Source organism: Pseudoalteromonas sp. UG3-2 (assembly GCF_037120705.1).
GTDB lineage: Bacteria > Pseudomonadota > Gammaproteobacteria > Enterobacterales > Alteromonadaceae > Pseudoalteromonas.
This window is the reverse complement of sequence record NZ_JAWLJU010000002.1, coordinates 1,092,646-1,109,704: the sequence shown is the minus strand read 5'-3', so window position 1 is coordinate 1,109,704 and position 17,059 is coordinate 1,092,646. Positions and strand designations below refer to the sequence as shown.

The 17,059-nt window shown below is 46.4% G+C and carries 20 protein-coding genes; 10 read left to right on the top strand and 10 right to left on the bottom strand.

The genetic code is table 11. The annotated features are described in order from the left end of the window. Positions 1 to 6: 6 nt before the first annotated feature. From R3P39_RS08215 to R3P39_RS08205, 3 genes are all read left to right on the top strand, one after another. Positions 7 to 1,185 (top strand): trans-sulfuration enzyme family protein, encoded by a 1,179-nt coding sequence (locus tag R3P39_RS08215; RefSeq protein WP_336566824.1) that lies wholly within the window; start codon positions 7 to 9, stop codon positions 1,183 to 1,185. A gap of 254 nt (positions 1,186 to 1,439) precedes the next feature. Further along, positions 1,440 to 2,237 (top strand): phenylalanine 4-monooxygenase, encoded by a 798-nt coding sequence (gene phhA / locus R3P39_RS08210; RefSeq protein WP_336566822.1) that lies wholly within the window; start codon positions 1,440 to 1,442, stop codon positions 2,235 to 2,237. An 11-nt stretch (positions 2,238 to 2,248) separates the two neighbouring features. Further along, the gene (locus R3P39_RS08205; protein ID WP_336566821.1) at positions 2,249 to 2,593 is read left to right on the top strand and encodes a 4a-hydroxytetrahydrobiopterin dehydratase; all 345 of its coding nucleotides are present in this window, start codon (positions 2,249 to 2,251) and stop codon (positions 2,591 to 2,593) included. A 243-nt stretch (positions 2,594 to 2,836) separates the two neighbouring features. On the opposite strand, the gene R3P39_RS08200 is transcribed toward R3P39_RS08205, so the two are convergent. Then, complete coding sequence (locus tag R3P39_RS08200; protein WP_336566820.1) at positions 2,837 to 3,436, bottom strand: Yip1 family protein; 600 nt, start codon at positions 3,434 to 3,436, stop codon at positions 2,837 to 2,839. 209 nt (positions 3,437 to 3,645) lie between these two features. Here R3P39_RS08200 and miaE point away from each other — a divergent pair, with 209 nt between their 5' ends. After that, entirely contained in the window at positions 3,646 to 4,431 is a 786-nt protein-coding gene (gene miaE / locus R3P39_RS08195; protein ID WP_336566819.1) for a tRNA isopentenyl-2-thiomethyl-A-37 hydroxylase MiaE, read from the top strand. Between the two features lie 6 nt (positions 4,432 to 4,437). On the opposite strand, the gene R3P39_RS08190 is transcribed toward miaE, so the two are convergent. Together R3P39_RS08190 and R3P39_RS08185 are read right to left on the bottom strand one after the other, a co-directional pair. After that, a complete protein-coding gene (locus R3P39_RS08190) occupies positions 4,438 to 5,172 on the bottom strand; it encodes a UDP-2,3-diacylglucosamine diphosphatase (RefSeq protein WP_336566818.1) in 735 nt (244 codons plus the stop codon). A gap of 60 nt (positions 5,173 to 5,232) precedes the next feature. Further along, positions 5,233 to 5,727 carry a peptidylprolyl isomerase gene (locus R3P39_RS08185; RefSeq protein WP_336566817.1) on the bottom strand — a complete coding sequence of 165 codons (495 nt, stop codon included), beginning with the start codon at positions 5,725 to 5,727 and terminating at the stop codon, positions 5,233 to 5,235. A gap of 197 nt (positions 5,728 to 5,924) precedes the next feature. Here R3P39_RS08185 and cysS point away from each other — a divergent pair, with 197 nt between their 5' ends. Further along, positions 5,925 to 7,304, top strand: coding sequence for a cysteine--tRNA ligase (gene cysS, locus R3P39_RS08180; RefSeq protein WP_336566816.1), 1,380 nt, complete (start codon positions 5,925 to 5,927; stop codon positions 7,302 to 7,304). A 121-nt stretch (positions 7,305 to 7,425) separates the two neighbouring features. Further along, on the top strand, positions 7,426 to 8,313 hold the full coding sequence (locus tag R3P39_RS08175; protein ID WP_336566815.1) for a mechanosensitive ion channel family protein: 888 nt from the start codon (positions 7,426 to 7,428) through the stop codon (positions 8,311 to 8,313). Here the strand turns inward: R3P39_RS08175 and R3P39_RS08170 are convergent. The 4 genes from R3P39_RS08170 to R3P39_RS08155 are packed head-to-tail and all read right to left on the bottom strand — an operon-like array spanning position 8,306 to position 11,063. Continuing rightward, positions 8,306 to 9,127, bottom strand: coding sequence for a mechanosensitive ion channel family protein (locus R3P39_RS08170; protein ID WP_336569274.1), 822 nt, complete (start codon positions 9,125 to 9,127; stop codon positions 8,306 to 8,308). The two genes, R3P39_RS08175 and R3P39_RS08170, sit on opposite strands and share 8 nt — an antisense overlap. 13 nt (positions 9,128 to 9,140) lie before the next feature. After that, entirely contained in the window at positions 9,141 to 9,833 is a 693-nt protein-coding gene (locus tag R3P39_RS08165; protein WP_336566814.1) for an LrgB family protein, read from the bottom strand. Then, positions 9,826 to 10,215, bottom strand: coding sequence for a CidA/LrgA family protein (locus tag R3P39_RS08160; RefSeq protein ID WP_336566813.1), 390 nt, complete (start codon positions 10,213 to 10,215; stop codon positions 9,826 to 9,828). The genes R3P39_RS08165 and R3P39_RS08160 overlap by 8 nt, the downstream gene beginning before the upstream one ends. Before the next feature lie 56 nt (positions 10,216 to 10,271). Then, positions 10,272 to 11,063, bottom strand: a complete 792-nt coding sequence (locus R3P39_RS08155) for a crotonase/enoyl-CoA hydratase family protein (RefSeq protein WP_336566812.1) — start codon at positions 11,061 to 11,063, stop codon at positions 10,272 to 10,274. Between the two features lie 191 nt (positions 11,064 to 11,254). On the opposite strand from R3P39_RS08155, the gene R3P39_RS08150 reads away from it, so the two are divergent. The 3 genes from R3P39_RS08150 to R3P39_RS08140 are packed head-to-tail and all read left to right on the top strand — an operon-like array spanning position 11,255 to position 12,883. After that, positions 11,255 to 11,575, top strand: a complete 321-nt coding sequence (locus tag R3P39_RS08150; protein ID WP_336566811.1) for a DUF440 family protein — start codon at positions 11,255 to 11,257, stop codon at positions 11,573 to 11,575. Between the two features lie 27 nt (positions 11,576 to 11,602). Then, positions 11,603 to 12,430, top strand: coding sequence for a DUF481 domain-containing protein (locus R3P39_RS08145; protein WP_336566810.1), 828 nt, complete (start codon positions 11,603 to 11,605; stop codon positions 12,428 to 12,430). A 9-nt stretch (positions 12,431 to 12,439) separates the two neighbouring features. Beyond that, positions 12,440 to 12,883, top strand: a complete 444-nt coding sequence (locus tag R3P39_RS08140; RefSeq protein WP_336566809.1) for a hypothetical protein — start codon at positions 12,440 to 12,442, stop codon at positions 12,881 to 12,883. Positions 12,884 to 12,917: 34 nt separating this feature from the next. Here R3P39_RS08140 and R3P39_RS08135 read toward each other — a convergent pair whose 3' ends face one another. Both R3P39_RS08135 and ygfZ read right to left on the bottom strand, forming a co-directional pair. Then, a complete protein-coding gene (locus R3P39_RS08135) occupies positions 12,918 to 13,403 on the bottom strand; it encodes an FKBP-type peptidyl-prolyl cis-trans isomerase (RefSeq protein ID WP_336566808.1) in 486 nt (161 codons plus the stop codon). Between the two features lie 11 nt (positions 13,404 to 13,414). After that, positions 13,415 to 14,326 carry a CAF17-like 4Fe-4S cluster assembly/insertion protein YgfZ gene (gene ygfZ, locus R3P39_RS08130; protein WP_336566807.1) on the bottom strand — a complete coding sequence of 304 codons (912 nt, stop codon included), beginning with the start codon at positions 14,324 to 14,326 and terminating at the stop codon, positions 13,415 to 13,417. Between the two features lie 159 nt (positions 14,327 to 14,485). On the opposite strand from ygfZ, the gene R3P39_RS08125 reads away from it, so the two are divergent. Next, positions 14,486 to 14,737, top strand: a complete 252-nt coding sequence (locus tag R3P39_RS08125; protein WP_336566806.1) for an FAD assembly factor SdhE — start codon at positions 14,486 to 14,488, stop codon at positions 14,735 to 14,737. Between the two features lie 452 nt (positions 14,738 to 15,189). On the opposite strand, the gene nadB is transcribed toward R3P39_RS08125, so the two are convergent. Beyond that, complete coding sequence (nadB, locus tag R3P39_RS08120; RefSeq protein WP_336566805.1) at positions 15,190 to 16,791, bottom strand: L-aspartate oxidase; 1,602 nt, start codon at positions 16,789 to 16,791, stop codon at positions 15,190 to 15,192. Positions 16,792 to 17,059 lie beyond the last annotated feature (268 nt).

The following is a 17,059-nucleotide window of genomic DNA, read 5'->3' as shown; positions in this document are numbered from 1 at the left end:
GCAAGTATGAAAAAGTTAAAAGACGACAGTCAATGTATTCACGGTCCCAACCATTTCGACGACCCCCATGGCGCATTAACTTCTCCGTTATATCAAACGTCGACATTCCACTTTAAGGATGCCGCGCAAGGTGCTGCCCGATTTGCCGGTGAGGAAGGAGGATATATTTATACCCGCCTTGGTAACCCTACTACTAGAGAGCTAGAAGAAAAAGTGGCTCAGCTTGAGGGCATGGAAGATGCGGCGGCAACAGCGACAGGTATGGGCGCGGTGTCGGCTGCGGTGCTGAGCTTTTTGCAACAAGGTGACCACCTTATTGCATCTAGCGCGTTATATGGTTGCAGCTTTGCTTTATTTGCCCACATGCTGCCTAAATTTGGCATCGAGGTTACCTTTGTTGATTTGACTGACGAGCAGGCATTGCAGCAGGCGGTACAAAGTAATACCAAAATGCTGTTTGCCGAAACACCAATCAACCCCAATATGACGGTGCTGGATTTAGCCATGCTCGGTGCGGTGGCGAAAAAGCACAGCTTACTGTTTGTTGTCGACAACACCTTTATGACACCACTACTGCAAAAACCAGTGAACTATGGTGCGGATCTTATCGTCCACAGTGCCACTAAGTATTTAAATGGTCATGGTGATGTTGTGGCGGGGTTAGTGTGTGGCTCTAGCGAGCACATTGAAACCATCAAGTTGACGGTATTAAAAGACATTGGTGCGACAATTAGCCCGCACGATGCTTGGCTAATTAACCGCGGCTTGAAAACCTTGGCCTTACGAGTGCAGCGCCACTGTCAAAATGCTCAAGCGGTTGCCGAGTTTTTACAGGCGCACCCAAAAGTGAATCAGGTGTATTATCCTGGCCTACCATCACACCCTGGCTATAAATTTTTGGGTGAGCAGATGAAAGGAGCAGGGGGCGTTATTGCTTTTGAGCTCGACGGCAACCTAGAGCAAGGTGAGCGATTTATTAATTCCACTGAGCTTTGTACACTTGCGGTTAGTTTGGGCGACCCTGAAACCTTGATCCAGCATCCGGCTTCAATGACACACTCTCCATACACCCCTGAAGAGCGTCTTGCGGCTGGAATTTCGGATGGTCTTATTCGTATTTCGGTAGGGTTAGAGGACGTCGATGATATTATCGAGGATCTGAAACAGGCATTTGATAAGATTTAAGTACAGTTAGGTTTACTAAAAATGGGGCTTTAAGCCCCTTTTTTATTGCTTTGTTTTGATTTGTTTACAGTGGTGTTTTGTTTGGTTTACGTTTTGGTGGTTTTACCACTAAGGCATAAACCGCTCAACTATTACACTTTAAGTCAGTTTTACTTAGTATCGATATCACAAGTTGAAGCACTTCAGATCATCAACAGGACAGTTCGTACGTCGAACCTCAACAACACACTGAAGTGGTAAAGAGAGAGTAAATTATGGCTAAAGCAAGTAAATACGTTTCTAGGCAACCAGACGAAAATGGTTACATTGCTTGGACAGATGAAGAAAACCAAACGTGGTCAGAGCTCGTTGAGCGCCAGCTGAAATGCATTGAGGGCAAAGCCTGTGATGAATATCTTGAGGGCTTGAAGAAAATCAATTTGCCAACCGACAGAATTCCCCAGCTGAGTGAGCTTAACGAAGTCTTAGAAAAAGAAACTGGCTGGCAGGTTACGCCGGTTCCAGCACTTATCGACTTTGATGAATTCTTCAGGTTACTTGCCAATAAACAATTTCCAGTGGCTACTTTTATCCGCTCACGTGAAGAGTTTGATTATCTGCAAGAGCCGGATATCTTCCACGAGATATTTGGTCATTGCGCCATGCTGACGAATCCTGCTTTTGCAGAGTTTACTCACAAATATGGTCAGTTAGGGTATGCCGCCGAGAAAAAAGATCGTGTCTATCTGGCGCGTCTATACTGGTTTACGGTTGAATTTGGTTTAATGCAAACCGAAGATGGCTTACGTATTTACGGCGGTGGCATTTTATCAAGCCCAGGTGAGACTGAGTACGTTTACACCGACAAGCCTGAAATAAACCCAATGAATGTACTGAACGTGTTGCGTACCCCGTATAGAATCGACATTATGCAACCTGTTTACTATACCATTAATGGCATTGACGACTTATTTGAAATCTCAAAACTCGATATTATGTCGTTAGTGGAGCAAGCAAAAGAGCTGGGGCTATTTGAGCCAAAGTTTCCCCCAAAAGAAAAACTAGCAAGTTAAGGAATCGATTAATGTCTGATTTAAGTGCACAAAAATGTGAAGCGTGTCGTGCGGATGCGCCTAAAGTATCAGATGAAGAACTGGCGGTACTGATCAAGCAGATCCCAGATTGGGTGCCCGAGGTACGCGACGGTATTATGCAACTAGAGCGAGTTTATAAGTTTAAAAACTTCAAACAAGCCTTGGCATTTACCAATAAAGTGGGTGATATGGCTGAAGAAGAAGGTCACCACCCAGGCCTGTTAACCGAGTGGGGCAAGGTCACCGTAACGTGGTGGAGCCATTCAATTAAAGGCTTGCATAAAAACGACTTTATTTGTGCTGCAAAAACCGATGAGGTGTTCGACGCACTGTAAGGTTAAATAACTGCTAAATATAAAAAAGCGCAGCTCTTAGAGCTGCGTTTTTGTTTTCACTTTTAAGAGCACGTCAGAAAAGTACATAGTGGCCTTTTAACTGTAAACAAATCGCAGTCATTTGCCGCTGGCCTCTATCTTCCTGGGCAAAAAAAAGCGGCGCTTTCGGGCGCCGCTATGGGTGTTAATTTAGGAGAATGGCAAAACGCATTTTGGCATTGCCACAACAGACTTAAGCTGTATTTAGGTAAAAGTAGGGCTAATAATGCCATTGGTCCATAAAATGGCCGTGGCAGCTAGAATAATGACTAATAAAACCAAGCCGCAGGTAACCACTGAGCTGGCGTAAATAAAACCACGCTCTTCAGGAATGTGCATCAAGATGGGCACACCGGTATAGAGTAGGTAAACCGAGTAAGCCAGTGCCACCATGCCAACAGACACCACAAACCAGAGTTCGGGGTAGAATGCCGCAAACGCAGACATAAACATCGGCGTTGCTGTGTAAGCCGACAGCTCAAGGGTTTGCGTGTAAGTAGGCTGAGCACCAAACGTAACCGCCATCCAATGAGCAAGGTAAGCGAGGATAAACACCCCAACAATAAGCGCACAATACATGGCAACGCCAATCAACAGTGCAGAGTCGTGAGTTAGGTAAACATCGTTGCCTGCTCCTACACTCCAGCCTAAATAAACAGAAGAATAGTAACCCATAATGCTCGGAATAAGAGCAATCAGAGCAATATGTGACAAACTGTAAAACATACTTTCGTGGCGGTTATCAATGGTTTGCCACTCTTCGTGTGGGTGGGCATATAGGCCCCATAAATGATTAAAGATCATAGTTAGCCCCTTATAATTAGCTTTGTACTATTTTTGTACAATTCATTTTAAGTTATGGGAGACGACTGAATTTTTGTCAAGAAAATGTCTTTAAATAGCGCCATTGTTATTTTCAGAAAGTTCTAAAAATTAACGCCAACCCTTGCCCTAGTAGTCCCTGCAGCGTCAACTTGTGTTAAAATAGCACAAAGCCAGAGTATTTTATTGTTATGTTAGAAAAGTATAGAGAACTCCTCGAACCCATTAATCAGTTCTTAGGTGCGCAAACGCCGCAAACTTGGCTGGATAAAGCCAAACAAGCGGAGCATTTGCCGTTGTTGCTTATTGATCATATGCATTGTGAGCTGAAAGCGGCACAGAGCGCCGCCTTTTTGATCCGCAAATACGCCATTGACGATAATTCCGCTCAAACCTTATTGAGCTGGCTCAAGCCCTACGAAGATTTTGTTTATCGTAGTGTTGGCGATGGTGAGTTTAGTGGCAGTAAAAATGAGCTTATCGGCACGCTAACTGCAAAGCCGGAGTACAGCTATAACCAAGACATCTTGGATAAGATGGTGCGCTTAATCAAAGAAGAGTTGCATCATTTTGAGCAGGTGCTGGAGATTATTCGCAGCCGCCAAATTCCGGTGGAGTATGTTCAGGCTTCGCGTTACGCTTCAGGAATGATTAAACACATTCGCACCTACGAGCCGGCAGCCTTGGTGGATAAGTTAATTATTGGTGCTTACATCGAAGCCCGTTCATGTGAACGGTTTGCCAAATTGGCGCCTTTGCTCGATAAAGACATCGCCAAGTTTTATGTGTCATTACTGCGCTCTGAAGCACGGCATTATCAAGACTACATTAGCCTAGCCGAGCAGGTCGCCAATGCCACCGACCCTAAGCGCTGTGATGTGGCGGGGCGTATTGCGTTATTTCAGCAGGTTGAAAATGAACTCATCACCAGCCAAGACAGTGATTTTAAATTTCATTCTGGTGCGCCGCTAAGCTAGCGGCCGTTAACCATTAGCGCTAAACGGGTGACAAAGGAGTTGTTGCTCACCGCTGTCTTCAACCACTAAGTATGAACTCTGTGAGTACCAGTCACCCAATACTGTGCGTACCTTGCCGTCAGGGTAGTGGTGCACTTTTGGTCTGTGGGTATGGCCATGGATCATATTGTTGACCTGATGCTTGGCAAACATCTGTGCTACCGCCTCTTCGGTGACGTCTAAAATTTCCAGCGGTTTGCCTTTTTGATTTTCTACACTTTTGCGTCTGGCATCCGCAGCGACACGGCGGCGATACCAAAGTGGCATGGCCAGCATCAGTCTTGGCCACCACCAGCCACGGCTTTTTTTACGGAATTTTTGATAGGCCTCATCCTGAGTACACATCTCGTCACCGTGCAAAATCACAGTTGGCGTACCGTATAAATCGATTACCGCCTGCTCTGGTAGTAGAGTCATGTGGCATTCGTCGGCGAACGCCTGTTTAATTAAAAAGTCGCGATTGCCATGGATAAAGAAGACAGCAATATTGAGTTGTTGCAATTGACGCAGCTTAGCGGCAATGGATAGCGCATATGGATCGCGCTCATCATCACCAATCCATACTTCAAAGAAATCGCCAAGAATGTATAACGCATCCACGTCCTGGGTCATGTGGGTATCTAAAAAAGCAAAAAATGCTTGGGTGATGTCACTGCGTTGCTCAGTTAGGTGCAAATCGGCAATAAAGTAGGTTTTAGCCATGATCCCTCTGGAATAATTAGGCCAGCGTAGCGCTGGCCCGAAATGAAAAAAGTACGTTAATTACTCTGCAACGTAGGCTTTTTCAATGATCACGTCTTCAAGTGGTACGTCTTGGTGGAAACCGGCAGAGCCTGTGGCCACGCCTTTAATTTTGTTTACTACGTCCATGCCTTCAACCACTTCTGCAAACACGCAATAACCCCAACCTTGCGAGGTTTCGCTGGAAAAGTTAAGGAAGTCGTTGTCATTTACGTTAATGAAAAACTGTGCTGTTGCCGAGTGTGGATCCGGTGTACGCGCCATGGCCAAAGTGCCTACTTTGTTGGCAAGACCATTATTGGCTTCATTTTTAATTGGGGCTTCAACTGGCTTTTGCTCCATACCTGGGGCAAAACCACCGCCTTGAACCATAAAGCCATCAATGACACGGTGGAAAATAGTGCCATTGTAAAAGCCGCTGTTAACGTAGTTAAGGAAGTTGGCAACCGTTTCAGGTGCTTTGTCAGCGAAAAGGTTAATGCGGATCTCGCCGTGATTTGTTTCTAAAACAACCATGTTAGTGTCCATAGTGCTAGTGATTAAAACCCTATTTTATAACAACTTTACCAAGGTGAAAAAGCTTTGCAGTAAAATCAGCAGAAAAAAGCAAAAAAGGGACGTTAAATCCCAGTTAATTGCTAGAGCCCACGCCACGCAGGTGATATGATTATCAGTAATTTTGTAAATATACCCGAAACTAGGAATTGAACTACATGTTGCAGATATTCAACACACTCACTCGCCAAAAAGCCCCCTTTAAACCGCTCAAAGAAGGCAAGGTTGATATGTACGTGTGTGGTATCACCATTTATGACTTCTGCCATGTGGGACACGCTCGAACTTACGTCTCATTCGATGTGATGAACCGCTATTTGCGTTACCTAGGTTACGACGTCACTTATGTGCGTAACATCACCGATGTTGACGACAAAATCATTAAAAGAGCCGCGGAAAATAACGAAGCCATTAATGACTTAACGGTGCGCATGACCAAAGCCATGCACGAAGACTTTGAAGCACTTAACATCTTGCCTGCTGATATTGAACCCACGGTCACCGGCCACATGGATGAGATCATCGCCATGATCGAGCGCTTAATAGCAAAAGGTCATGCTTATGTGGCGAAAAATGGCGATGTCTTATTTGATGTTTCAACGTTCGAGCAATACGGCCAGCTGTCACAGCAAGACCTCGATATGTTGCAAGCAGGTGCTCGCGTTGAGGTGGCACAAGATAAAGAAGATCCGCTGGACTTCGTGCTGTGGAAAAAAGCCAAAGCGGATGAGCCATCGTGGCAGTCGCCATGGGGCGATGGTCGTCCTGGTTGGCACATTGAATGTAGCGCCATGAGCTCGAAACATTTAGGTGAGTTTTTTGACATTCATGGTGGTGGCTCAGATTTGCAATTCCCACACCATGAAAATGAAATCGCGCAGTCATGCTGTGCTAACAATGGCCGCTACGTCAATACTTGGATCCACACTGGTATGGTCCAGGTCAACAAAGAAAAGATGTCGAAGTCATTAGGTAACTTTTTCACCGTCCGCGAAGTACTTAAAGCCTACGACCGTGAAACGGTGCGTTACTTTTTGATTAATGGCCACTATCGCAGTCAGTTAAACTACTCGCAAGAAAACCTAGAGCAGGCACGCGCCTCATTAGAGCGCATTTATACCTCGCTGCGTGGTGTTGAGCCACAAGCCGTGGAGCTCAAAGGCAATGAGTATGTGGCACGTTTTGAAGCGGCCATGAACGATGACTTTAATACTCCAGAAGCATTACCGGTCATTTTTGAGTTAGCCAAAGAAGTGAACCGCTTAAAAGAGACAGATCAACAAGCGGCGGCTGAACATGCCTATATTCTCGTTACCCTTGCTGGCGTGTTAGGCATTGCGCAACAAGAGCCCGATGCCTTCTTAAAAGGCGAGCAAGACGATGACGAAGTGGCGCAAATTGAGGCGCTTATCGAGCAGCGCAAGGTTGCCCGTGCCAACAAAGATTGGGCTGCAGCCGATGAAGCTCGGGATGCTCTTACTGCCATGGGCGTGGTACTTGAAGACAGCGCCGGTAAAACCACGTGGCGTAAAGCATAACCATCGCACTACTTGAAAAAGCCTTCACCCAGTGAAGGCTTTTTTGTTACTGTGACATCAGGGCTTGTCATTCCGTGTATAAATGACCAAACTAATAAAAACAAAACAATAACCAAATCACATGATTAAACCATCCGACGTTACCCAGCTTGATATTTCTTGGCTTGAGCAAGAGCTTTTTGCGCTGGGCAAGTTTTCGTTGCAAGTGGGTGAAGCGCTCTCATTTGTTGCTGTCATCATAGCAACGTTTATTATTTCTAAACTGCTGCGTTTGGCATTTAACCGTTTAGCATCGCGCCAAGGAGTGATCCAGCACACCTCTGCTTATGTCATAGGGCGGATCATTCACTATATCGTTCTGTTCATTGGTTTTATCATTGCCCTTACAGCGCTGGGCATCGAAATGACCGAGCTGGCACTGGTCGCCAGTGCCCTTGGTGTGGGCATTGGTTTAGGTTTACAGGGGCTGGTGAATAACTTTGTCTCGGGTATTGTGATGCTACTGGAAAAGTCTGTGAAAGTAGGGGACTTTGTCGAGCTAAGCGACGGCGTAGTGGGTGAAGTGATTGCCATTCATATGCGCTCAACCTGGATCCGCACCAACGATAACGTCGATTTATTGATACCCAACTCCGTGATGGTATCGAATACCGTAACCAACTGGACCATGTCGGATAAATACCGACGCTTTCGTATTCCGTTTTCGGTGGCTTATGGCAGTGATAAAGAAAAAGTGAAGCGGGCAGCACTGGAGGCAGCACGCAATGTACAGTACACCTTAGATACGCCAGGCAGAGAAATCACGGTATGGATGACAGGGTTTGGTGACAGTAGCCTTAATTTTACTTTAGGGGTGTGGGTGCAACCCGAGCAAGTGAAGCGGCCGACGGCACTGGTGTCTGATTATTTGTGGGCCATTGATGATGCCTTTCAAAAATACCAAATCGAGATCCCGTTTCCGCAACGCGATCTCCATTTGCGCAGTGGCTTTAACGACAAGCTTAATTGAGTATTTTCACCACCCGTTGTGGGAACGGAATTTCAATGTCGGCAGCTTGAATGGCGGCAAACACGGCTTTATTGATCTCTAACTTGGTTTCAATTTGTGCGGTGGTAGGCACCCAGTAACGGTAGCTTAATACCACTGCGCTGTCGGCAAAGGCCTCGATACCAATTTGTGGTTTGGGGTCGTTACTGACCTTATCGTGTTGCGTCAAAATGTCGGTTATTAGCTCAAGTGCCTGCTCATAGTCAGCATCGTAAGCAATGCCAATTTCACCTTTGACCAACGAATTGGCAAAGGAGTTGTGTAGGATTTCGCCGACAATGTGTTTGTTGGGAATGGTGATCTCAACTTTTTCTTCATTGATAAGCGTAGTGTGGCCAAGCTCTATCATTTTTACTTCGCCATTGACGCCTTTAATGCTGATGGTATCGCCAATCACAAACGGGCGTGTGGCGATAATGGCCAGACCCGCGCCATAGTTCGCCAGCATCCCTTGTAATGCCAAGCCTGCCCCCAATGATGCGGCACCAATGGCTGCCACGAATGGCGTGATGCTGATCCCCACTTTACCTAAAGCAATGACCACAAACATGGCGATGATCAGCACCTTAATGACATTACCAACAAAGTTGGTCAGTGCTGGGTCTATCTGATGCTTGAGCATCACCCCTTCGGTAGCTTTTGACAGCTTGCGCGACAACCACAAGCCTAATAAAAAGATAACAATCGCGGCCAGGAGCTGGAAGCTATAGGTGACCAGATAGTCGCGGATCAGATTGTAGTAGTGTTCGATTTGTTCTATTTCTTGGTTAATCAAGGTCATGGTCTCACTATAAAAAGCTTATACTTAGCCAATGATAAAGCACTGGCACCCAAAGTGCAGTGATCACGGCTGTAATGGTCATAGCGGCCGAAGCAAAAGCCCCGGCTTGGGGATGGTGTTCCATCGCGGCAGCGGTGCCAATGGCATGACAAACTATTCCTAATGCCACTCCTTTAGCGGCGTTTCCTCTTACTTGGCAAAAGGTGAGTATGTGCAGTCCAAACACCCCACCAAATACCCCAATTAAAATCACCATAATGGCAGCAACTGCCGGGATCCCACCGAGATAGTCACTAATTAATAAGGTGATTGGCGTGGTCACCGACAATGCCGCCATGGATGCAGAAATCTCGGCGCTGGCAGCAAAAGCTTGGCACAGTAAGAAGGCCGCAGTGGTTGAGATACTGACAACTAGCCAGCTGGTAAAGCAGAGCGCCACAAAGACCGGTTTAATTTGATGAAACTGACGATACAGAGGGTAAGCCAAAGCCACTACTGCAGGCTCTAATAAATAATGGATCGCCATAGTCGATTGCTGATATGCCTGGTAGTCGCTTTGGGTTAACAGTAACACGGCGGAGATGATGGCTATGCACAACAAAACCGGGTTAAGGAGGGCAATGGTATAGCGGCCATAGAGTCGCCTGGCGAGAAAAAACAACACTATGGTAAAAACAGCAGGGAGCACAGTATTAATCACGAAACTTAATTCTCTTTACCAGCGGAGCCAATAGCAGTAAACATAAACTGGGTAAGCCCAGCAGTAACAATAACAACAGTGGCCAGCGAGTGGCGAACAGATTTAGGTGTTCAACCAGTCCCACACCGGCGGGAATAAAAAATAATGCCATGTACTTTAAAATAGGCTCGGCGGCTGGGGCTAACCACTGCGCAGGCACTAACTTAGTTGCCAGCAGTGCCAGTAATATCAGCATCGCGACTAAGGCGGCAGGGGCCGCTAAAGCGAAGTAACTATTCACTCCTTTTGCCAACAGCAAGCAGGCGAGGATGATAATAAAGCCGCGAAGAAAATAGCCCGTGGCCTTGAGCATATCAGTGAGCGCTATCTTGGTGTCTGTCATTGCTTTATTTTACCTTATGGCACTGTGTTGACCATTCTACTTTATGGCAAGGGCCACTACCACTTTGCACGTGGTCGAAACGCTTTCGCTGCGTCGCTGGTGGCGTTGCTCATGGCGATGCGCGTATTTTTACTGCATAGTAATTTGATTTGCGACCAAGTTTCTTGCCACAGCAGTTTTCTACTGGGCTGATTATAAGCGCGATTATACACTTGCTTAATGGCCGCAATGGCATCAGGCGAGCGACTGCGATACTGAGCTAACAATTGTGCTATGCGAGCCTCTGTGTCGTCGCACACTTCAGTGACTAAGCCTAATTGCTGAGCGCTGCTGGCAGCAATCCGTTCGGCGGCAATGCTGAGCGCCAAGGCATTATCTTTGTTGACTAAACCTGGTAATAATACACTGGCTCCCATGTCCGGGCACAATCCCCATTTTGCTTCCATAATGGCCAGCTGAGCAGAGCTTGCAGCGATGCGAATATCGGCACCCAGTGCAATATGGCAGCCACCGCCTAGGCAATTTCCTTTGATATTGGCGATCACTGGTACTGGCAGTGTTTGCCAACCTAATACCACCCGTTGTACTAAATTGGCATTACCTGGTAGCCACTTAAATAATAGCTTTACAATGCTACTGGGGCGCTTCATGACACTTTTTACATCTAACCCAGCACAAAAGTGATCACCACTGCCTTGCAACACCACCGCAACTAAGGTGCGGTCGCGACGCAATTGCTTTATGGTTTTATCTAGCGCCACAAACATCTCCAGCGACAAGGCATTTTGTTTTTCTGGTCGTGACAAGGTGACAAACGCAACCCGGTCCTTGATAGAAAGGGAAATCATAAAGCAGTGTTCCTAGTGGTAGTTTCTTGTTTTAAGTAGAGTAATAACTTAAAAGCGCGGAAGATCCAACCATTAAAGTAAGCGCAGTGACATCTACCGTCATTTTCTGCCGGAATATCGTTTGCTTGTATTCATGTTTCTGTGCATTTTGTTATTATTGCAGCGATACAGATAATCACAGGCAAACCGCTATGACTGCAAGACTTTGTTCCGTTGAGGAAGCAACCCATCAGGCCTACGATATTTTTCTTGAGTTGGCGCCAGAAAACCTCGAACAGCATGATATCGACATGTTTAATGAGCATCGTGAAGACCGCGGTTTTATCGAGGAAAGTGAACCCGATAGCAGTTGGGATGAGGTGACCAGTTACGCCCAAGAGGCAGAGCCTGAGCATTTTATTCAAGTGTTGGTGGGAATTGAGTTTGATGACAGCGATCAGGTATACGCGAAGATTTTAATCAGTCGCGATCTCGATGCCCCGTTTTGCCACATTATCTGGAAAGATTCCTAAGTTAACCCAATAACAAAGCAGTAATTTGTGCAGTACCTTAATTATTTATTCGCGAGCTTATTAGTAATCACTGCAAACGGGGCGGTGGCCGCCGACCCGTTTGAAGACTTTCACGACTATGGCAAGTTACCCGATGATGAAATTCACACTTTGCATCAAGGTGAGTTGTTGTATGGCGATGTAGAGTTTGGCTTTATTGTTAACAAAGGCAATACCGAGAACACCGCATTCAAACTAAAGAGCAATCTTTATCAAGACTTTACTCATTGGCGTAACCAGTTTAAGTTCGACGGCTTGTACCGTCGTGAAACGGATGCGCAAACGGGTGAAGAAGACGTGTCGGCGTCACGCTATTTTGGCTCTGCGCAAGGAAACTATAAACTGGGCAGTGATAATGCGTCGTTCTTTATTTATGGTGATTACGAGCGCGACCAATTTAACGGTAAAGAATACACCGCGACGTTTGCATTAGGGTATGGTAATCGGGTATTTGAAGGGCGTAAAAACACCGTGGATATTGATATTGGCCCGGGTTTATCCATCTCTCGCATTGATGATGAAACCGAGCTGGCAGCGGAGCAACGTCGCACTGAGCAAGGTCAATTATTACGTTTGGCGTTGCAATGGCAGCGTAATGTTTCAGCGCGCACGCGGTTTAATCAAGACATTAGTTATGAGCAATCGCTGTCAGGACTCAACTCCAGGTTGTTATCAGAAACGGCGTTAGTGACTCAAGTATTAGGCGGCATAGCGTTGAAATTTGCCTTTATTTACCGCTATAACTCAGAGCCAGAAGAAGATAAAGAGAAGGTGGATACTGAACTCAGTGCCACGTTAGTGTATAGCTTTAATTAGAGAAAAAACATGTATAAAAAAGTTCAGTTTGCGTGGGTTATTTGGCTGTTTGTGGCCTTTATTGCTGGCATTACTTTGTTAGCCATCTACCTCACCGGCTACAATCCTGCCTATGTTGGCTTTTTGGTGCTACTGGCAATCGTGGCGTTTATTTTTTATGGCTTAACCGTGGAGGTTGACCCAGAGCGTGAAACGCTAAGCTGGTGGTTTGGCCCTAAGGTAGCCAAGGTTACCTTGGCATTTGCTGATATTGACTACGTACAACCTGTTACCAACTCGCTGCGTCATGGCATTGGTATGCGCATTAGCACTGATGGTTGGGTGTATACGGTAGCGGGTTTTAAGGCGTTAGAAGTGGTGATGAAAGATGGCACCAAATACCGGGTTGGCACCGCAGATCAAAGCAATCTCGTCGCGGCCATGGCCAGTAAGCAACAAAAAAGCGCTGAATAACATCAGCGCTTTTTAGGCTCAAAAATAGCTGTGCTTAGTGTTCGTGACCGCAGCCACCTTCACCGTGAACGTGGCCGTGTGCTTGCTCTTCCGCTGTCGCTTCACGAACATCAACCACTTCAACATCAAAGTTTAAGGTGATCCCCGCCAGTGGGTGGTTACCGTCAACAATGACTTCATCGTCTTCAATACCAACGATCACGACAATTTGCTCGCCGTCGTCAGTGGTTGCTCTAAATTGCATGCCCACTTCGATTTCCATGCCATCAAACATCGCTTTTGGCACCGCTTGCGTTAGCTCGTCAAAGCGCTCGCCATAGCCTTCTTGTGGCTCAACGGTAATGCTGAATGTATCACCGGCTTGCTTACCTTGTAGCGCATCTTCAAGTCCAGGGATCAAGTAGCCAGTGCCAAGCATGGCTACGATTGGCGCATCGTCAAAGGTGCTGTCGATGGTATTTTTGTCTTTGTCTTGCACTGAGTAATGAATTGTCACTACTGAGTTTGGGGCAATAATCATGTGCGATCCCGTTAATCGTTTTCTAAAGAATAAGGTAGAGGCTGAATCGTAAGACTCACCTCAGGTGTATTTTTCGCCCTAAGTACCGCATCTGCCGCCGTGTCGTTAGGCATAACGGCCAATGCATAATAGGTGCTATTGCTTTTATCAAAGCATTGCTGAATGACTTTTCCACCGCGACGCCAGTTGTCACCGACTTGCAGTTCCAGATCAGACTCTTGTAATGGCGCATCGGCAGTGCCGCTAACCACAAACATAGCGCGTTTATTCTTGCCAAGGTAGCGCATTCTCGCCACGGTCTCTTGACCAGTATAACAGCCCTTTTTGAAGCTAATGCCATTCAATGCTTGCAAGTTTACCATTTGTGGCACGAACTCGTCGATGTGTTCAGCATTTAACTGTGGCTCAGCGGCTAAAATACCAGCAGCAATAAAGGGGCTTGGGTCGTCTTCCAGTGTTATATCAGCGCCTAATTCAAGGTCATCAAAGGCAATTAATATAAAGCGTCCCGGCGCCGCCCGCAGTAGCTTACCTGCAGTTACATCAAAGGCACTGGCAGTGATGTTTGGGTCTTGCTGAAAATGACTAAGCAACTGGCCCTCATCTTCACACAGTAAGCCAAAGACGTGGCAGTCTGGAGCCGTAATATCGACTTTGGCAAACACGCCGTATTTTTGTAGCTCTTTCAGTGAGGCTTGGGTTTCGGCTTCGCTGCTCAATAACACGTAATCGTCTTGATAGCGCGTCAGCCGCGCAACTGACCACAGCTTACCTTTGGGGCTACAGTGACCTGACCACATGAAGTTATCGTCTTTGATAAGGTTGATATCTTGGGTAACCTGACCATGCAGGTAACTTAATTTATCTTGCCCTGAAACACGAATAACCGCCATAGGTAGCTTGAAAGCACGAGCAATTGACATAATGTTGATCCCTATTAAAGTGTTTTCGTAATAGTATCTTAAAATCAGATGTGGAGATAGTTAGCGGGCTTTTCAATAACCCATTAGAAATGGATTTGTGGTATAAAGTAAGTCGGTTAAGTATAATTTTAAAATCTTTTAATTGGGGTTGAATGATTTATGGTGGAATTGCTGCCAAAAGCTCGAGTAAAGTGGGCGTGTCGCCGTGGCATGCTGGAGTTAGATGTGATCTTAGGACCGTTTGTTGACGAAGCCTACGATGCACTGACGGACGAAGGTAAATATGTGTTTCAACGCTTAGTGACGGTGGAAGACCCTGACTTATTCGCTTGGTTTATGGGTCACGAAGAATGCCCTGATCCAGAGCTCAGACAAATGGTTAAACTGATCCTTGACCGTATCCGCGTCTAGAATTGAATTTCATAATAACCAACAGAGCCATAAGTTTTTTGTGGTTCTGTTTACCTGCCTTGCCCTTATCACCTTCGTCATATTGCCACAGCTATGGTGGCTGATTGTTCCGCTATACACCTGTTGCGCGTTAGCATGTTGGCGTTACTACAGCCAGAGAACGCCAAAAACCGGCTCGCTGCTGTTATTACCAGAAAAAGCTTATATGGAAGTACATTCTGAGAGTCAGTTGTTAAAAGGGCAGCTACTGCGGTCCACTCTGTGGTTCGATAGTCTATTAGAATGCCATATTTGCAATAGCCAGCAGCGAACCTGCAAAGTGATGCTGCACAAAACGGCTGTGGCTCCCAGCGATTGGCGCATCCTGTGCAGAATGGCCAACTTATACAGTGGTAAGGCGCCAGAACAGTAGTGGTAAAATAGCAGCGCTAGCCGCGCTGCCAATGCGGTCTCTAGGCTTTAGGTGTCAGCACCGTGGGCTTGGGCTCCACTGCCATTTCGGGGTAATCAATGGTGTAGTGTAACCCGCGGCTTTCTTTTCGCTCTAGGGCGCAGCGAATAATAAGCTCAGCCACTTGCACTAGGTTTCGAAGTTCCAATAAGTTATTACTGACCCTAAAGTTGGCATAATAATCATGGATTTCTTGTTGTAATAGTTCCACTCGGCGCAGTGCTCTTTCGAGGCGCTTAGTGGAGCGCACAATGCCAACATAGTCCCACATAAAGAGTCTTAGTTCATGCCAGTTATGGGTGATCACCACCTCCTCATCGGAGTTACTGACTTGGCTTTCATCCCATGCCGGTAAAGGCGAGGGCACTGAGGTATTAGGCAATTTGGCGAGAATATCTTTGGCCGCCGCATGGGCAAATACGATGCACTCGAGCAGGGAATTACTGGCCATGCGATTAGCGCCATGAAGGCCGGTATACGCCACTTCACCGATGGCATACAGGTTGTCGATGTCGGTGCGGCCATTAAAGTCGGTCATAACGCCACCACAGGTATAATGGGCAGCAGGTACCACCGGAATAGGCTCTTTGGTGATATCCAGGCCCACGCTTAAGCACTTGGCATAAATGGTGGGAAAATGCTCGATGATAAACTCTTTATCTTTATGGGAGATATCGAGGTAAACGCAATTAGCACCTAAGCGTTTCATCTCATAGTCAATGGCTCTGGCGACTACGTCTCTGGGTGCCAGCTCCTCGCGCTCATCAAAATCAGGCATAAAACGCGAACCATCTGGGCGCTTTAATAGTGCCCCTTCACCACGCATTGCTTCGGTAATAAGGAAGTTTTGCAGCTCTGGATGATAGAGGCTGGTAGGGTGGAACTGATTAAATTCCATATTTGCGACTCGGCAGCCTACCCGCCAAGCCATGGCAATGCCATCGCCAGAAGAAACGTCAGGGTTGGAAGTGTATAAATACACCTTACTGGCACCGCCGGTGGCTAATGCGACAAATTTAGCGGTAATGCTTTCAACGCGATCCGCTTGGCGATTATAAACATACACACCCTTAATGTTGGCCTCTGTCGCTGCTTTGTCTTTGACCAGATCGATGGCGTTATACTGCTCCAGTAGAGTGATCTTAGGATGCTGCTGCACTTGGCTGATTAAGGTGGTTTGCACGGCTTTGCCTGTGGCATCTGCAGCATGGAGAATGCGGCGGTGGCTGTGACCTCCTTCGCGAGTTAAGTGAAAGCGCTCTTTGCCTTTGCTATCCACTTCCATATCGAATGGCACGCCTTGCTCAATCAGCCAGTCTAAACAGTGCTTAGCATTTGAGGCGGTGTAGTGCACGGCTTCGCGATCGCACAAACCCGCTCCAGCCGCCAGCGTATCTTCAACATGAGATTCAATACTGTCATTTTTCTTGTCAAAAACGGCGGCAATACCACCTTGGGCATATAACGTAGAGCCTTCTTTTAAAGCTCCTTTGCTTATCACAGTGACATCGCAATGGTTTGCTAAGGACAGCGCCAATGACAACCCGGCAGCACCGCTACCAATAATGACCACATCAGCGTGATGGTGAATGTTGTTTTTCATATTTGAAGATCTTCGCTGTTTTTGCGTTTAATTCTGCTATTTATATCACATCTGCTATCATAGGAGGCAGAGAGTTTGCACCCATATGCATAACAGCCACGGACAAATAAATATCGGCTGTCGCTGGCAACCATTGCAAGCGGTTGCCAGCGACAGTAAATACGCAAAGGTGACTGAATTCGTTTATTTTAAAAAAAAATACAAAAAAACAGAACTTTTTATTCAGTACCCAGTCAGAGTAGCTGTAAACAATGGCAACTAGAGATAT

Bases quoted from the DNA above. Each gene is read 5' to 3' on its own strand.
- R3P39_RS08215 (WP_336566824.1), top strand. From the start codon at position 7: ATGAAAAAGTTAAAAGACGACAGTCAATGTATTCACGGTCCCAACCAT.
- phhA (WP_336566822.1), top strand. From the start codon at position 1,440: ATGGCTAAAGCAAGTAAATACGTTTCTAGGCAACCAGACGAAAATGGT.
- R3P39_RS08205 (WP_336566821.1), top strand. From the start codon at position 2,249: ATGTCTGATTTAAGTGCACAAAAATGTGAAGCGTGTCGTGCGGATGCG.
- R3P39_RS08200 (WP_336566820.1), bottom strand. From the start codon at position 3,436: ATGATCTTTAATCATTTATGGGGCCTATATGCCCACCCACACGAAGAG.
- miaE (WP_336566819.1), top strand. From the start codon at position 3,646: ATGTTAGAAAAGTATAGAGAACTCCTCGAACCCATTAATCAGTTCTTA.
- R3P39_RS08190 (WP_336566818.1), bottom strand. From the start codon at position 5,172: ATGGCTAAAACCTACTTTATTGCCGATTTGCACCTAACTGAGCAACGC.
- R3P39_RS08185 (WP_336566817.1), bottom strand. From the start codon at position 5,727: ATGGTTGTTTTAGAAACAAATCACGGCGAGATCCGCATTAACCTTTTC.
- cysS (WP_336566816.1), top strand. From the start codon at position 5,925: ATGTTGCAGATATTCAACACACTCACTCGCCAAAAAGCCCCCTTTAAA.
- R3P39_RS08175 (WP_336566815.1), top strand. From the start codon at position 7,426: ATGATTAAACCATCCGACGTTACCCAGCTTGATATTTCTTGGCTTGAG.
- R3P39_RS08160 (WP_336566813.1), bottom strand. From the start codon at position 10,215: ATGACAGACACCAAGATAGCGCTCACTGATATGCTCAAGGCCACGGGC.
- R3P39_RS08155 (WP_336566812.1), bottom strand. From the start codon at position 11,063: ATGATTTCCCTTTCTATCAAGGACCGGGTTGCGTTTGTCACCTTGTCA.
- R3P39_RS08150 (WP_336566811.1), top strand. From the start codon at position 11,255: ATGACTGCAAGACTTTGTTCCGTTGAGGAAGCAACCCATCAGGCCTAC.
- R3P39_RS08140 (WP_336566809.1), top strand. From the start codon at position 12,440: ATGTATAAAAAAGTTCAGTTTGCGTGGGTTATTTGGCTGTTTGTGGCC.
- R3P39_RS08135 (WP_336566808.1), bottom strand. From the start codon at position 13,403: ATGATTATTGCCCCAAACTCAGTAGTGACAATTCATTACTCAGTGCAA.
- ygfZ (WP_336566807.1), bottom strand. From the start codon at position 14,326: ATGTCAATTGCTCGTGCTTTCAAGCTACCTATGGCGGTTATTCGTGTT.
- R3P39_RS08125 (WP_336566806.1), top strand. From the start codon at position 14,486: ATGGTGGAATTGCTGCCAAAAGCTCGAGTAAAGTGGGCGTGTCGCCGT.
- nadB (WP_336566805.1), bottom strand. From the start codon at position 16,791: ATGAAAAACAACATTCACCATCACGCTGATGTGGTCATTATTGGTAGC.